Genomic DNA, 15,186 nt, shown 5'->3' on the forward strand with positions numbered 1-15,186 from the left:
GCGTTTTCATATTCCGGATGTTAATCACCACTTGAGATTTCAGTCAGATCATAAAAGTGGTGACCACCAACATTGTACGTTACCCAAGTTGCTAGTTGCCAATCTTCATCACCATAATGAGTGAGTTTATTTTGAGCGTTTAACTTTTTAATAGCCAGCCGATAATAATTTGAGGAAACCTTTTTATCTGGGAGCCCCTTGATTCCTTTCTTATAGTAAACGTATGATGTATTACCCTTAGTTTTGAATGTGTTGACTTTTTCTGTCGTTGTTGGCTGGATTGTCCAAATTGGATTATCAATAGCACGTGTCTGAGTCGATGATTCCTGGCTATTTTGAATCTTATAATGTTTCAGACGCGGTGTACTGTAGTATTGAATATACCCATCCAAAGTGATATAAAATATTGGCTTGTAATCACCCGATTTGTTGTTAGTATAGCCTTTGCCCAGTTGTAATGCTCGAGTTCTAACCGGCAATTTGAGCTTATACGGCGTGAAATACTGTGTTGTGTAATGCTTTGTATAGGGCACTGATTGAGAGGGCTGATAAATCCGTTGTTGTTTTTGGTAACTAATTGCACCACGGGTTAAGTAAGCCTGCGACTTGCCATTGGTTTGCTCAACTTTAAGGATGGTTCCTTTGGGGGTAATGACCTTTTGGCCTTTTCTGCCATTAACCTTAGTGTACTGGCCGGTAAAGAGTGGCCGCTTCACTTTTACATATTGAATGTTTGTGTTTGCACCCAAATCACTATATGCGTGGGTGGTGGTCGTTAATCCAATTAATGTAGCTGTACCAATGGCAGCTATGCCACCGATAATTTTTGAAAGATGTAATAAATTAATTTTCATGAGTTAGTTTCTCCATTTTAAAAATATTTTGAAATGTTGCTGTGGGACACCCGACCTATATTTAAATATATCGTATATCATGAAAGCAACTTAATTATTTAAGTCCGTTAGGTAAATCACTTGAATAACTTAATTCAATTATAACCGGAAGTTCTCTTTTCCGAAACAAATGGATTTCTCAAATCAAGCTTAATAAAGAACAATTTCTAAATTAACTGGTACGATAACTGCTTAAGGGTCGTGAATGATTCACATTCCGATCATAAGAAATTAGGAAAATAAGTGTCACTATCAAGAAGAATCCCCACACAATTAGGAAGGCTGGCCAGGCGACAACCCCGGTAAAAACATGACTGACAGCCATCCCGGCCTGCCAGTCAAATAAGAAATGCAGAATCACCGGCCAGACCAAAGTATTGGTTACCGCGCGAACGGACGCCAGAATGATGCCAAGAACAAATGCGTAAATGACTTACTGAATGGTTGGATCGAGTGGCTGTCCATTGATCAGATTTAATGGATGAAAGGCACCAAAGAAGAGCGCCGAAGAACAAGCAGTGAGCGTATATTTATAACCATTATTTTTAAACATAGTCAAAAGGCACTGAACAGTAAGCCGCGACAAATAAATTCCTCAAAAAAGCCTGCTGATAAAGACATCATGGTGTCTGAAATCAGCGTTTTGGCGTCTAAAACGGCAATGACATTATTAAGGACGTGGGCAAATATCAGGAATAAGACCAGTAACGCAATTATCCAGATGATTCCGATGACTTTTGTCGCTTTTTGATACTTGATGTGATAATCGCGAACTTTGGTTGATTTTAATATGTAGCCAATTAACGCAGCTGATATGATTGAATATAATAGCCCGACGCATGCTCTGACAGTTGGGGTAGTGCGCTTTAGAAAAATATCCAGTACTTCAAGAATTAAAATCAATCCCGCAGCAATGACAAATTGCATGGATGTCGATACGCGACTTTTTGGCATAAATGTCCTCCAAAATTTGAATGGTTTTATTGAAATACATGCATTTTTCTATGACAAACAAGTTTAATATAAACTTTGTCTATATTAAAATAAAAAAACACAATGCTTAAACCATTGAATTATCAGTTGCTCAGGCATACAATTAACTTGTAATTTGAATTTGGACCGGTCCAATAATCAAATTGGTGTCTGCTTACTGAAAATTCAGGAGGTTACGAATATGACAAACTTCGATTCTGACGAATATCTGCAACAAGTCAACCGCTATTGGAATGCCGCTAACTACTTATCAGTTGGTCAATTGTTCTTACGTGACAACCCATTACTCAAACGGGACTTGGTTGCCGACGATGTTAAGATCAAGCCAATCGGTCACTGGGGCACAATTGCTTCACAGAACTTTATGTATGCCCATTTAAACCGAGTGATCAAGAAATATAATTTGAACATGTTCTACATTGAAGGTTCCGGTCATGGTGGTCAGGTCATGGTATCCAACTCATACCTTGATGGCAGTTATAGTGAAATTTATCCAAAAATTGCTCAAAATGAAACTGGCCTTCAACGTTTGTTCAAACAATTCTCGTTCCCAGGTGGGGTTGCTTCACATGCTGCACCAGAAACGCCAGGCTCAATGCATGAAGGTGGCGAATTGGGCTATTCAATCGCTCATGGTACCGGTGCGATTCTTGACAATCCAGATGTGATTGCCGCAGTTGAAATTGGTGACGGTGAAGCTGAAACTGGTCCTTTAGCTGCTTCATGGTTCTCAAACAAATTTATCAATCCGATCCACGATGGCGCAATTCTGCCAATGCTGAATCTGAATGGTTTTAAGATTTCAAACCCAACCATCCTGTCACGCATGAGTGATGCCGATTTGACTAAGTACTTTGAAGGCATGGGCTGGAAACCATATTTTGTTGAAACCCAAGGCGATCCCGAAGACTATACTCGAGTTCACCACGATATGGCCAAGACAATGGATACCATCATTACCAAAATCAAGAGTATTCAAAAGAATGCACGTGATAACAACGATGATACGCTGCCACACTGGCCAATACTGGTTCTCCGCTCACCAAAGGGCTGGACAGGTCCTAAGTTTAACCTTGACGGCAATCCAATTGCCGGCTCATTCCGTGCTCACCAAGTGCCAATTCCTGTCAGTGCCGGTCAAATGGAACACAAGGATTTGCTGGTTAACTGGCTCAAATCATATCATCCAGAAGATTTGTTCAACGACAATGGTTCAATCAAAGCTGATATCAAGGCAATGGCACCAGAAGGCGATCAACGGATGGCAATGAACCCAATCGTCAACGGCGGCATCAACCCTAAGAAATTGGATATGCCTGATCCAGCTGACTTTGCCTTGAAGATTGACAAGCCTGGTGACAAAGAAGCCCAAGATACTGAAGTCTTGTCGAATTTCTACACTGAAATCATGAAACGCAATGCCAATTCATTTAGAGCGTTTGGCCCCGATGAAACCAAGTCCAACAAATTCTTCTCAATGTTGGATTATGGTAAGCGTCAATGGGAAGAACCAATTAAGACGCCAAATGATGAAAACATGGCACCAGAAGGCCGGGTCATTGACTCTCAACTTTCAGAACATCAAGCAGAAGGTTGGCTTGAAGGATACGTATTAAGCGGTCGTCACGGATTCTTTGCCTCATATGAAGCATTTACCCGAGTCATCGATTCAATGCTCACACAGCATTACAAATGGCTTAGAAAGGCCAATGAACAGTCATGGCGTCATGACTATCCTTCATTGAACATCATGAACGTTTCTCACGCCTTCCAGCAGGATCACAATGGTTATACTCACCAAGATCCAGGGATGCTCGGTCACTTGGCTGAAAAGGGTCATGAATTAGTAAATGAATACGTTCCTGCCGACGCCAACTCATTACTTGCAGTGATGAACACGGCTTTGCAGACCCGCGAAAAGATCAATTTGATTGTTGCCTCAAAGCACCCACGTCCACAATGGTTCTCAATGGATCAAGCCACTAAGCTGGTCAACGATGGACTAGGCATTATTCCTTGGGCTTCAAATGATCAAGGCGATCCAGACGTTATCTTTGCGACTGCCGGAACCGAAGCTACAATGGAAAGCTTAGCTGCGATTGACATGCTGCACGAATCATTCCCTGAACTCAAAGTGCGTTTCATCAATGTGATCGACATTTTGAGATTACGTCCAAGTAATGAAGATCAGGACAGCCGTGGTTTGACCCAGGATGAATTTGACAAATACTTCACCACTGACAAACCAGTTATCTTTGCCTTCCACGGCTTTGAAAACACCTTCCGTGGGTTGGTATACAACCGTCATAATCACAATATCAGTTTCCACGGTTATCGTGAGAACGGTGATATTACCACGCCATTTGATATGCGAGTCTTGAACGAACTCGACCGTTACCACTTGGCCAAAGATGCAATTTCCAAGACTCAGTTTGCTTCCCAAGCTGATAAATTTGAAGCTAAAATGGATCAAATGCTTCAGAAGCATCATGATTACATCCGTCAATACGGAACAGATATTCCAGAAGTTCAAAACTGGAAATGGTCTGGTAATTTAACCAACAAACTTACCACTGAATAACACAACTTCTTCTTCGATTAAAAATAAGTTCATGACCCCTTTAGAAATAGAGGATCATGAACTTATTTTTTAATTTAATGTTATGATAAATTTAGTTGGACAATAAAAAAAGGTGATTAGATGAAACTTGAAGTTGAAATTAATGATGATTCAACCGTGATTACATTACCAGACGGCCAGGGTCGGCTGGTTGTGGCCAATCCTGATAAAGCGACCGATACCACGGTAAATTTGTATTTGAAAGATGGGAAATTGGCCGGTATTGATGATTCGTCAGCTGCCAAGGTGGCTGATGGTCTGATCCGGATTGAACCGGCTTGGGACCAGGAAGCTGACTATCTGGCCAAGAGCTTCTCTGAATACGCTGTTGAAAAGGGTGTTTTCAAAAAGGATCCCTTACCAGCTATCAAGATTCCTGGCAGTCAAAGAGCCACTATCGAAAAATTTCGGGATATGATCCTGACTGTTTTGAATGGACTCGGCTTTAGATCGCTCACCATACCCAAGAAGAAATTCAAAGGTAAGCCCCGTCATAAATTCACCAAACAGGTCAGTCAAATTCCATTCCACGTTGATCATGATGGCGCCAAAGCCACTGTTTACTGGCAGAAGCGCAACGAAATGTTGATCAAGGCAGGCGCTGTGATGAAGCCACAACCGGATTTGAACAAAGACGGCTCCATGGGATTTTCGGCCAAGTTTGCTCTCAAACTGCGCTCTGAACATACCGATAGTTTTCAGAATTTTGTGACCACCAAAGATATCGTCTTGAAGTCGGTCAATGAAGTTGGCCTCTTTTTGTACTTTGCCGGGACAAACAGCTGGCTGGTTTTGAAGGATGATGACGGCAAGTCGATTAATGAATGGACGGTTGTTAAAGAATAGGCTCGATCAGCAGCTGGTTTTTGCCGGCTGTTTTGTGTTGCAAAGATTAAATTATCTAGCCACGGTGATTTAACTACCAAATCTTGCTGATGATATATTATAATATTGTTAACAAGAATCTAATTTTCATAAAAAGAAAGGTGATACATGTAATGTCAGACAATACAAACGAGGTTCCTCCTGATCAAAAATTGTGGCAAAGTACCACGGAAGAGTTGGTTAAGAAGTATCAGACCAATGCGGAAGATGGTATCAGCGAACAAGAAGCAGCTAAACGGCTGACTCGAGATGGCTATAACGAATTAACCGCCAAGAAAAAGAGTAAGCTGCTCCAGTTCTTACTTCAATTTAACAACAGCATCATTTATATTTTGATTGCTGCGGCCGTCATTACGCTGATCATGCACCATTATTCAGATTCGGCGGTTATTGGGATCGTTATTATTGCCAACGCATTTATTGGATTCTTCCAAGAAATGCAGGCTGACAATGCTTTAAGTAGAATCCGAGAACTTCTGGTTAGTCAGAACTATGTTATTCGTGACGGTCACAAGATTGAAGTACCAGCGCGTGAGTTGGTTGTTGGTGATTTGGTTAACCTTGAAGCCGGGGATGCAGTTCCGGCGGATTTGAGATTAATTTCTGCAGATAATATGCGGGCGCAGGAATCAACGTTAACTGGTGAAAGTAACTCAGTTGAAAAAACCGAAGATCCAATCAATCAAGACAAATTACCATTAGCTGAACGTTCGAACATGGCATATGCTTCGACTGCCGTTACCCAGGGATCCGGTGTTGGAATTGTGATTGCAACCGGTCAGGCAACGCAAATTGGCCAGATTCAACAGAGTGTTGCCGAAGTTAAATCTCAAGTGACACCATTAATGAAGAACCTGAATAAGTTGGGTGTCAACTTATCAATCTTTATCGTTGCGATTGCCGTTCTGCTATTTGTGCTCGGTTTGTACACCAAAATTTACAGTTTGCCTACGCTAACCATTGCGATCATCACAATGGTCGTTGGTTCAATCCCTGAAGGACTACCAGCCTCCACATCGGTTGTGTTGGCACGAGGTGTCCAGGTGATGACCAAGAAGGGTGCAATCGTCAAGACTTTACCCGCCGTCGAAACCTTAGGTGCTGTGGATATCGTTGATACTGATAAGACGGGAACTTTGACCAAGAATGAAATGACCGTTACCGATGTGATTACTGATGAACATCACTACCATGTGACCGGAATTGGGTTTGTAGATGGCGATAAAGGCGTTGATGGTGACGTTATACTTGATGGTAAAAAATATGACTGGCAAAATGACCAACATTTCCGTGATTTAGTCGATATCGCCGGAACAACGACTGATGCCGAGTTGGTGCAAACTGACGGCAAATGGCAGTTAAACGGTGAGCCGACCGATGGTGCTTTGACGACCTTGTTTCATAAGCTGATTGGACGCGAACCAGAAGTCGAAGAAGTTGACACACTTCCATTTGATTCGGCGTACCGTTACAGTGCCCGTTTGATCAAAGAATCCGACCATAACGAATTAATGGTAAAAGGTGCGCCCGGAACCATCTTCGATATGGCTAAGAAAACTGATCCCAGCTTTGATGACAAGACCTGGTATAAGCGAGTTGCCGGGTTAACTGAACAAGGATTGCGGGTTGTTGCTTTGGGATACAAAGATGTCTCAGCCGACATAAGCGAGATTGATCAAGATAAGATTTATGATGGCATCAAGTTAAGTGGTGTCGTTGGAATTATCGACCCGCCTCGTGAGGAAGTTATTCCGTCTATTCACAGTCTGCGACGTGCGGGTGTTAAGGTTAATATGATCACAGGTGACCATCCGGATACCGCTGCGGCGATTGCTCGTAAACTGGATTTGGATGAAAGCATTCATGCCATCACCGGCCCTGAAGTCGACGAGATGTCTGACGAAGATTTGATAAAAAATATTGGTCGCTACAATGTCTTTGCCCGAACCACACCTGCCAACAAGTTGCGAATTGTGAAGGCTCAGCAGGCTAACAACAAGATCGTTGCCATGACTGGTGATGGGGTTAATGATGCGGCTGCGTTGAAGCAAGCCAATATCGGCATTGCCATGGGAATCAAGGGAACTGCCGTTGCCAAAGAAGCTGCGGATATGGTGCTGGTGAATGATAGTTTCACCACCATTGTTGAGGCGGTTGCGGAAGGCCGACATGTCTTTGATAATATTCAAAAGACAATTCGATTCCTCTTGCCAACCAGTTTTGCTGAAGGTCTGGTTGTTTTACTCAGTATGATTATGGGACAGGAGTTACCATTATTCCCAACCCAATTGCTGTGGATCAACACTGTTTCAGCCCTGACAATTCAGTTTGCCTTCATCTTCGAGCCGGCTGAAGAATCAATTATGATTCGTGGTCCAAGAAATGTCGCCAAGGGGATCTTAGGGAAGATGGATGTGTTTGAAATCGCCTACGTATCCGTCCTAATTTCCGCCTTGGGTATCTTCACCTTTGACCGATTTGTTGATTCCGGCGTGCTGACTGCCGTTTTAGGTAGTACCATGGCCGTCAACATCATTATCTTTGGTAAGATTTTTTACCTGTTCAATATTCGAAATTCGTATCCAATTATTTCCAAGCATTTCTTTGAGAACAAGATGGCGTTCATCATCATTGGAATCCTGTTGGCACTTCAAGCCGCAATGATTTACATTCCATTCATGCAGGATGTCTTCCACACTGGTACAATTAACTTTTACTATGGCTGGGTTGTTCCAACCATTGCTGGGTTTATCGTACTGGTGGTTACAGAGATTATCAAGCTTGGCCGGATTGAGTATCGGAAACGTAAGGGACAAGCCACTAAAATTAAAGAGTAATCAAAAATGAGACCTGGCAGTTGTTTGCCAGGTCTCATTTTTTATACATATTATCTAAATAGATTAATGATTACGATCAAAATTGGAATTGCGATTAATGAAATTAGCGCTGTCACCATGTACTTCATTTCATGCTTGCGGTAATAGTCCCAAGCGAAGTACAGGTATCCAACCAGCACGACAATTGCGAAGAAATAGGTTGATTCAATTGGTCGGCTAACGACTGATGTATAGTAAATCGACAGCGTAACCAAGCTCAGTAAGGGCAATAACCACATTGCCCGTTGATCATTGTTTTGATTCTTATTATTATCAGAATTCATTCAAATACCCCCAAAGTTATATTTTTTCTATAAATCAGTTATATCACTTTTAACAACAACGGTGTTGGATGAACACCATTGACTATTTCAAATCACCGGGTTTAACGGTTCGGCCCTGCATGATCGAAAGGGCCCAGGCGCCGAGGATAATGACCAGTGAGACTGCGAAAGCAATATGCATACCGAAAATAAAAACTTCAGGTTGTTTTGGCAAATAGTTGGTTACGTGGAAGCCAGCTTTAATACTCATCCCAATGAATAAAGTACTGGTTGAGAGTGCCGTTCCGGAAATCATTCCGACGTTTCGTGCTAAGGCGTTTAGACTCCCGGCACTTCCAAGTGAATCTTTTGGGACCACCGACATGACAATATCGCTATTTGGTGACTGGAACAAACCAGTGCCAAAGGCCATGATAATCGTGATGATGACATACACCCACATCGGACTGGTTAAGGTCAGGAAGTAGTACATCGCCTGAGCGACCGCGACAATCAGCAGGCCACCCGTCGCAATTCTGGCTGGTGAAAAATGATCGGCCAACCAGCCTCCAAATGGGCCCGCAAAGACCATGACGACTGGAAAGATGATTAGTAGCATACCTGCTTGACCAGCCGTTAGTTTCCGAGCGTCTTCAAGGTAGAAGGGCACAATGACCACGGTGAAGAAGTTCGATAAGAAGATGAGCACCGCAGCGCCGAGCCCATATGAAAAGGGCTTGATTTTAAATAATGAAAGGGGCATCAGCGGATTTTTGGCGCGCTTTTCAGTGTGGAAGAACCCCCAGAAGGTAACGATTCCCAACGCAAACAATGCAAGGGGAATCGGCTTGGTGTAACCAACTTCTTGGCCAATGAAGACACCGAGGAATAGACCGATGATCATCAGTGAAAAGTTGATAAATCCCAGCCAGTCGATGGTTCCAGGGACTGTTTGATAAGCTTTGGGCATCACAATCGCTCCCAAAGCAACCGCAATGATGCCAATCGGCAGGTTGACCCAGAAAATGTAGCCCCAAGATAACTGAGACAGAATTAAACCGCCGAGCCCTGGTCCGGCAATCGCACCTAAGGCCACAAATGTGCCGACAAACCCCATCGCTCGGCCACGTTCTTTAATCCCAAAAGTCGAAGTTGTAATGCCGTAAGTGTTGGAAAGGGTCATTGCAGCCCCGGTTCCCTGGATAAATCGGCCAACCAACAGGAATGGGAAGTTAATTTGTAGGCCAGATAAGAATGATCCCAGCAAAAAGACCACCGTCCCGATTCGGAAGACTTTAATCTTACCGTAAATGTCACCTAATTTCCCGAAAAATAGCAATAACGCCGTCAGCACAATCAGGTAGGAGTACACAACCCATTCAATCTGGTTCATGGGCACGTGCAGCTGCTTTGCCATGATTGGCATCGCAATGTTCACAATACTGGAGTCCAGGTTCGACATGAAGGCAAACATGCCGATAGAAACCAGGATCCACCAACCATTCTTTTGGGTGGTCGATTGTGCAGGTGTGTTGTTCATTTGAATTACCTTCCCTCCGAATTTGCGTTAATTTTAAACAGGTCTATTATGACGCAAAGCTTCGGGAAATTGGTGGAAAAAGCTTGTGAGAGTGGGACGAGAGGCGCTTTAATCCCAGAATTTAAGAGGGATCAGCCGATTGTTGCACGTTTTTGCTGAATAACAAGGGAGCACAAAAAGTGGCTGGAATAGAAGGTTTTACGCTTTTATCCCAGCCTCGTTTTTAGTTTTGGTTGGTGGGTCGAGTGTTGTTTGGTAGAAATTTTTTAGTCGTAAGCGGCACGTTTGTTATGATATTTAGAGCTCCCTTCGGCCTTTAAAATGCGCTCCGACGACCCTGGTCGCTACACATAAGCAGAAAATGGCTATCAATGAACAAAGACCGTTCATTAATAGCCATTTTCCACTTATGCACCGCGACCACCCAGGTCTCGTCACACTCTAATCTGTTCTCCACTTCTCAAAAAAGTCGGTGTGCTTGCCCAGGTACTCAATGGCCTCTTGAGCTAACTGGTCGCCTTGTTTTTCGGCCTCTTCTGCATCCAAGTTTAAGGAATCGCGTAAGTAGCCTCTACCGATGTTGATGAACTTGTTTTTTCTTCCAAATCCTTGATCGTGGAACAGGTCGTCCCACTTTGTGATGTCATCTTTTGCTGTGTTATATACTAACTGGGAAAGATTTTCATTTGGATCTAATAGTGTTGCTGCGTATGTGACGATGAATTCGTCCATATCAATAATGATTTCTTGTCGCATGTTTTTCTTTGCCATTATTTTCACCTCGTAATAAGTTTAATGCATTTTGTGTATAAAGACCAATTAAGAATGATTAACAAATATTAATGGTGCATCTTGAATTCCAAATACAAATCGTTATATTCCTGAACCTTTTGCGGGCTGAGGTTGCTATAAACCTGCAGGCGGTCGATCACCTTTTGGTCCGGATAGAATTGTTTGTCATCCCGGATATTCTTAGGAAGCAATTTGTATGCTGTTGTATTCGGAGTTGAGTAACCGATATACTCGGCATTTTGAGCGGCATTTTCAGGTTTGCTCATGAAATTCAGGAAGGCATAAATTGCTTTAAAATGTTTGGCAGTTTTTGGAATAACCAGATTATCGAACCACATGTTACTGCCTTCAGTCGGAACCACATAATGCAAATGTGAATTCTGCGACATCATTTCTGATGCCTCACCGGACCAGTCAACTGCTACCGGGGCTTCACCTTCGGCCATGTACATCTTGATTTCATCAGCAACCACCGCTTTGACGTTTGGTGACAGTTGATTGAGCTTGTCTTTGGCTTTGATCAACTCAGCTGAATTGGTGGTGTTCACTGATTTGCCCATTGAAATCAGCGAGAAGCCCATGATATCACGGGCTGAATCGATCAACATAATATCATTCCGATATTTCGTACTCCAAAGCTGGTTCCAATGCTCCAACGAACCGGGTTTGATGGATTGATCATTGTAAATAATTCCCAAGGTTCCCCAGAAATAGGGGATTGAATATTTGTTGCCCCGATCAAACGATTTGTTCATGAAAGATGAGCCGTAATTGTTCATGCCGGTCAGCCGTGATTTATCCAGCGGGATCAGCATGTGATCTGTCTTCATTTTTTCAACCATGTATTCACTTGGGACGGTCAGGTCATAACTGGTACCGCCCTGCTTAATTTTGGTATACATGGCTTCGTTACTATCGAAAGTTTCCACATTAACGTGGTAGCCGGTTTCCTTCTGGAATTTGGTGAGAAGGGCTGGATCAATATAATCCCCCCAATTGTAGAGGTTGAGAACTTTGTTGCCGGTGTCGCCTGTGGATTTGGTCAACTGATTACTGCCATATGCCAGGCCGCCGCAAAGAGCCAGAATTGCGATGAATGCTGCGAGAAATTTTTTCATCGATCAGTCACCTCCACAATGCTCTTCTTAGCGCCATTGCCGGTGTTGTGGGTTTCAATCAAGTAATATACACCAACTAAAATCAGCGAGAAGATGAACATAATGCCGGCCAACGCATTGATTTCCAGGCTGATACCTTGGCGAGCCCGTGAGTAAATTTCAACTGACAAGGTGGTAAAGCCGTTACCAGTTACGAAGAAGGTCACTGCAAAATCATCTAGCGAATAGGTAATCGCCATGAAGAAGCCGGCGATGATCCCCGGTTGAATGTAGGGCAGGACAATTTTGCTTAAGATCTGGGATGGACTTGCCCCTAAATCCATGGCAGCGTTGGTCATGGATGGACTCATTTCATCTAGTCGTGGCAATACTAACAGCAAGACGATTGGAATTTCAAATGCAATATGACTTAGCAACACTGACCAAAATCCTAGTGGCAGCTTCAATGCCGTAAAAAAGATCAGAAAGCTGGCACCAATGATAACATCCGGTGACACTAGCAGGATGCTGTTGAGTGACAGTAGGGTTTCCCGTTCGTGCCGACGTTTGGCGTTGTGAACAGCCAGGGCACCCATAGTTCCGATAATCGTTGAGCAGACGGATGAAAGCAGGGCAATCAAAATCGTGTTAAGGAAGATTGCCAGCATTCGTTTATCAGCGAAGAGTTCGCCGTAATGTTTCAGCGAGAATCCTTGAAAATTGGTCATCGTCGTCCCTTTACTGAATGAGTACAGGATGAGGTAAACGATGGGAATATACAAAAGTAAAAAGACAATTGTGATATAAATTTTACCGGTTCTGGAGGCTTTATCTTCCACTATGCCCGCCTCCTTTTACGTTTCGTATTCGTCAGCAGCATGACAATCACCATCGAGATAATCAAGACGACCCCAATCGTTGAGCCCATTCCCCAGTTCATGGTTGTGAGGAAATGTTCCTCAACGGCAGTCCCTAAAGTGATCACCTTATTACCACCGATCAGGCGTGAAAGCATGAAGAGTGATAATGAAGGGATGAAAACGATTTGAATGCCGGATTTAATTCCGGGCAGGGTCATCGGAATGATCACTTTGGTCAAAGTTTGCCATTTGGTTGCACCCAAATCCCGACTTGCCCGAATGTATGAATTGCTGATATCGGTTAATGAATTATAAATGGGCAGAATCATAAACGGAATTTGAATGTAGGCGGCAACCAGGATAAAGCTGGCGTCCGTGAATAGCATGTGCTGAATCGGAAGACCGAAGAATTGGAACAGTTCGTTGACCAAACCGTCGTGACTTAACAGGCCGATAAAGGCATAAGCTTTCAGCAGTAAATTAATCCAAGTTGGTAGAATGACCAGCAGGATCCACAAATCGCGGTGCTTGAGTTTACTGATAACTAATGCCATCGGATAACTGATCAAGATCGCAAACAAGGTGATTAAAAATGCGTACAACACCGAGTTGGCGGTCATCGTCAAATAAGTACCGGAAGTGAAGAATTCCTGGTAGTTAGCCAAGGTGAAATTGTGATGAATATCAAAAAATGAATAGTAGAAGATTAACGCCACTGGCGCAATGACAAACATCGCTAACCAGAGCACATAGGGGGTGAAAAATAATCCACGAAAGTTTTTCTTCATTTCTCAGCCCCCTAATCTTCGTAACTTTCAAGCCGGTGATTGAACTTGGCTTCAGTTTCGTTATAACGCATGATATGCATGTCATCAGGGCCAAATGTCAGTCCGACAATCGCATCATCTGTGCTGGCGTTAGTTGAATGAATCAGCCATTCGTTGCCGGCTTTGTCATAGGCGAGAATTTCATAGTAATCGCCACGGAACAACTGGGTGTCAACTTTCACCTGGAGCTTGCCTTTTTCCGGAGTGGTAATCACCAAATCTTCGGGGCGAATCACCACTTCGACAGGTTCGTTGGGCCGCATGCCGGCATCAGAACATTCGAATTGGTGACCCAGAAAGGCAACTTGGTAATCAGCAACCATTTTTCCTTGGACAATGTTGCTTTCCCCAATAAAATCAGCGACGAAGTGGTTGATTGGTTCATCATAAATGTCCACCGGTGAGCCTTTTTGAAGGATTTCACCTTTGTTCATGACAAAAATTTCATCACTCATTGCCAAGGCTTCTTCCTGGTCATGAGTCACGAATAAAAAGGTGATGCCCAAGTTTTGCTGGAGCTCACGTAATTCATACTGCATATCCTTGCGTAATTTGGCGTCTAAGGCCGACAATGGTTCGTCGAGCAACAATACCTTGGGCCGGTTGACAATCGCTCTGGCAATCGCAATTCGCTGTTGTTGGCCACCGGAGAGCTCGCTAATTTCCCGGTTGGCGTATTGTTCCAGCTGAACCATTTTCAAGGCATCGTGAACGCGAGTCTGGATTTCATCTTTCTTGGCATTGTGAACGACAAGCCCAAAAGCAACATTATCAAAGACGTTCATGTTTGGGAAGAGTGCGTAATCTTGGAAGACGGTGTTTAATTGGCGCTTGTTGGCGGGGATGTCATTGATCTTCTTGCCGTCAAACAGGACTTGGCCGGAAGTCACCTCGGTAAAACCGGCGATTGATTGAAGAATCGTCGTTTTCCCACAGCCGGAGGGGCCAAGGAGGGTATAGAATTCACCTTCCTGTAATTTGAAACTGATATTTTTAAGAGCGGTAAAGCCGTCGTCGTACTTTTTGTAGACGTTTTTTAATTCAACAATGGTTTTGCTCAACGGTCTTCCTCCTAATATGATTGAATACGATAATTATAACGATTGGATACACCGCGCTACAAGCAAATTGACTAGACACTATTTGATTAATGACGAGAAGACCGGTGTCCGGAGCTGCCATTCATTTTGTGGACGTGGCGTTTAAATTTCGGCAGGGATTCGTCACCAACAAATTTGAAATTCTTCATTTTACCGTTAAACGGATTGCCAGCCATTCGAACTTTGAGCCAGCGTTCCATGACCGCAATCATTGAGTTGATTGATTCAACTCGAGCCGGGACATTTTCCTGTTTGGCAGCTGCCATGATGTCGGTCTTCAAACGGTTGACTAAATTCTGATGGTAGGTAACGAGCTCTTGGGTAATTGGGGCGTCCTTATATTTATTGAACAATTTTTCGATTTGTCGCATGGCATCTTTAGAATCTTGCGGCGTATAGTAACGGTCGGAATTTGGCATATCTGGCACTTCTTTCTTGAT

At 43.3% G+C, this 15,186-nt stretch carries 13 protein-coding genes; 3 read left to right on the forward strand and 10 right to left on the reverse strand.

All coding sequences use genetic code 11. The annotated features are described in order from the left end of the window. Positions 1 to 20: 20 nt before the first annotated feature. Both FD05_RS02635 and FD05_RS02640 read right to left on the reverse strand, forming a co-directional pair. Complete coding sequence (locus FD05_RS02635; RefSeq protein ID WP_020281230.1) at positions 21 to 854, reverse strand: hypothetical protein; 834 nt, start codon at positions 852 to 854, stop codon at positions 21 to 23. Positions 855 to 1,448: 594 nt separating this feature from the next. Further along, positions 1,449 to 1,847, reverse strand: a complete 399-nt coding sequence (locus FD05_RS02640; RefSeq protein ID WP_051990613.1) for a hypothetical protein — start codon at positions 1,845 to 1,847, stop codon at positions 1,449 to 1,451. Between the two features lie 220 nt (positions 1,848 to 2,067). Here FD05_RS02640 and FD05_RS02645 point away from each other — a divergent pair, with 220 nt between their 5' ends. The 3 genes from FD05_RS02645 to FD05_RS02655 all read left to right on the forward strand — a co-directional run bounded on the left by FD05_RS02645 (position 2,068) and on the right by FD05_RS02655 (position 8,228). After that, complete coding sequence (locus FD05_RS02645; RefSeq protein ID WP_020281227.1) at positions 2,068 to 4,467, forward strand: phosphoketolase family protein; 2,400 nt, start codon at positions 2,068 to 2,070, stop codon at positions 4,465 to 4,467. Positions 4,468 to 4,587: 120 nt separating this feature from the next. Next, positions 4,588 to 5,352: a hypothetical protein gene (locus FD05_RS02650; RefSeq protein WP_020281226.1), complete on the forward strand. Its 765-nt coding sequence runs from the start codon at positions 4,588 to 4,590 to the stop codon at positions 5,350 to 5,352. 152 nt (positions 5,353 to 5,504) lie between these two features. Beyond that, complete coding sequence (locus FD05_RS02655) at positions 5,505 to 8,228, forward strand: HAD-IC family P-type ATPase (RefSeq protein ID WP_020281225.1); 2,724 nt, start codon at positions 5,505 to 5,507, stop codon at positions 8,226 to 8,228. 50 nt (positions 8,229 to 8,278) lie between these two features. Here FD05_RS02655 and FD05_RS02660 read toward each other — a convergent pair whose 3' ends face one another. The 8 genes from FD05_RS02660 to FD05_RS02695 form a co-directional block, all read right to left on the reverse strand. Beyond that, positions 8,279 to 8,551, reverse strand: a complete 273-nt coding sequence (locus FD05_RS02660) for a hypothetical protein (RefSeq protein WP_020281224.1) — start codon at positions 8,549 to 8,551, stop codon at positions 8,279 to 8,281. An 82-nt stretch (positions 8,552 to 8,633) separates the two neighbouring features. Next, positions 8,634 to 10,070, reverse strand: coding sequence for an MFS transporter (locus FD05_RS02665; protein ID WP_020281223.1), 1,437 nt, complete (start codon positions 10,068 to 10,070; stop codon positions 8,634 to 8,636). Between the two features lie 441 nt (positions 10,071 to 10,511). Further along, on the reverse strand, positions 10,512 to 10,841 hold the full coding sequence (locus FD05_RS02670) for a hypothetical protein (RefSeq protein ID WP_020281222.1): 330 nt from the start codon (positions 10,839 to 10,841) through the stop codon (positions 10,512 to 10,514). Positions 10,842 to 10,909: 68 nt separating this feature from the next. Continuing rightward, a complete protein-coding gene (locus tag FD05_RS02675) occupies positions 10,910 to 11,980 on the reverse strand; it encodes an ABC transporter substrate-binding protein (protein WP_020281221.1) in 1,071 nt (356 codons plus the stop codon). Next, positions 11,977 to 12,798 carry an ABC transporter permease gene (locus FD05_RS02680; RefSeq protein WP_020281220.1) on the reverse strand — a complete coding sequence of 274 codons (822 nt, stop codon included), beginning with the start codon at positions 12,796 to 12,798 and terminating at the stop codon, positions 11,977 to 11,979. Before FD05_RS02680 ends, FD05_RS02675 begins: the two co-directional genes overlap by 4 nt. Further along, positions 12,798 to 13,607 carry an ABC transporter permease gene (locus FD05_RS02685; RefSeq protein WP_020281219.1) on the reverse strand — a complete coding sequence of 270 codons (810 nt, stop codon included), beginning with the start codon at positions 13,605 to 13,607 and terminating at the stop codon, positions 12,798 to 12,800. Before FD05_RS02685 ends, FD05_RS02680 begins: the two co-directional genes overlap by 1 nt. A gap of 11 nt (positions 13,608 to 13,618) precedes the next feature. Continuing rightward, on the reverse strand, positions 13,619 to 14,707 hold the full coding sequence (locus tag FD05_RS02690) for an ABC transporter ATP-binding protein (protein ID WP_020281218.1): 1,089 nt from the start codon (positions 14,705 to 14,707) through the stop codon (positions 13,619 to 13,621). An 86-nt stretch (positions 14,708 to 14,793) separates the two neighbouring features. Then, positions 14,794 to 15,165 carry a hypothetical protein gene (locus tag FD05_RS02695; protein WP_039932894.1) on the reverse strand — a complete coding sequence of 124 codons (372 nt, stop codon included), beginning with the start codon at positions 15,163 to 15,165 and terminating at the stop codon, positions 14,794 to 14,796. Positions 15,166 to 15,186 lie beyond the last annotated feature (21 nt).

This window comes from Lentilactobacillus otakiensis DSM 19908 = JCM 15040, assembly GCF_001434145.1.
GTDB classification, from domain to species: Bacteria; Bacillota; Bacilli; order Lactobacillales; family Lactobacillaceae; genus Lentilactobacillus; species Lentilactobacillus otakiensis.

What these genes read in the sequence shown, in the direction of transcription:
- FD05_RS02635 (WP_020281230.1), bottom strand. Translation starts at nt 854, where the DNA reads ATGAAAATTAATTTATTACATCTTTCAAAAATTATCGGTGGCATAGCT.
- FD05_RS02640 (WP_051990613.1), bottom strand. Translation starts at nt 1,847, where the DNA reads ATGCCAAAAAGTCGCGTATCGACATCCATGCAATTTGTCATTGCTGCG.
- FD05_RS02645 (WP_020281227.1), top strand. Translation starts at nt 2,068, where the DNA reads ATGACAAACTTCGATTCTGACGAATATCTGCAACAAGTCAACCGCTAT.
- FD05_RS02650 (WP_020281226.1), top strand. Translation starts at nt 4,588, where the DNA reads ATGAAACTTGAAGTTGAAATTAATGATGATTCAACCGTGATTACATTA.
- FD05_RS02655 (WP_020281225.1), top strand. Translation starts at nt 5,505, where the DNA reads ATGTCAGACAATACAAACGAGGTTCCTCCTGATCAAAAATTGTGGCAA.
- FD05_RS02660 (WP_020281224.1), bottom strand. Translation starts at nt 8,551, where the DNA reads ATGAATTCTGATAATAATAAGAATCAAAACAATGATCAACGGGCAATG.
- FD05_RS02665 (WP_020281223.1), bottom strand. Translation starts at nt 10,070, where the DNA reads ATGAACAACACACCTGCACAATCGACCACCCAAAAGAATGGTTGGTGG.
- FD05_RS02670 (WP_020281222.1), bottom strand. Translation starts at nt 10,841, where the DNA reads ATGGCAAAGAAAAACATGCGACAAGAAATCATTATTGATATGGACGAA.
- FD05_RS02675 (WP_020281221.1), bottom strand. Translation starts at nt 11,980, where the DNA reads ATGAAAAAATTTCTCGCAGCATTCATCGCAATTCTGGCTCTTTGCGGC.
- FD05_RS02685 (WP_020281219.1), bottom strand. Translation starts at nt 13,607, where the DNA reads ATGAAGAAAAACTTTCGTGGATTATTTTTCACCCCCTATGTGCTCTGG.
- FD05_RS02695 (WP_039932894.1), bottom strand. Translation starts at nt 15,165, where the DNA reads ATGCCAAATTCCGACCGTTACTATACGCCGCAAGATTCTAAAGATGCC.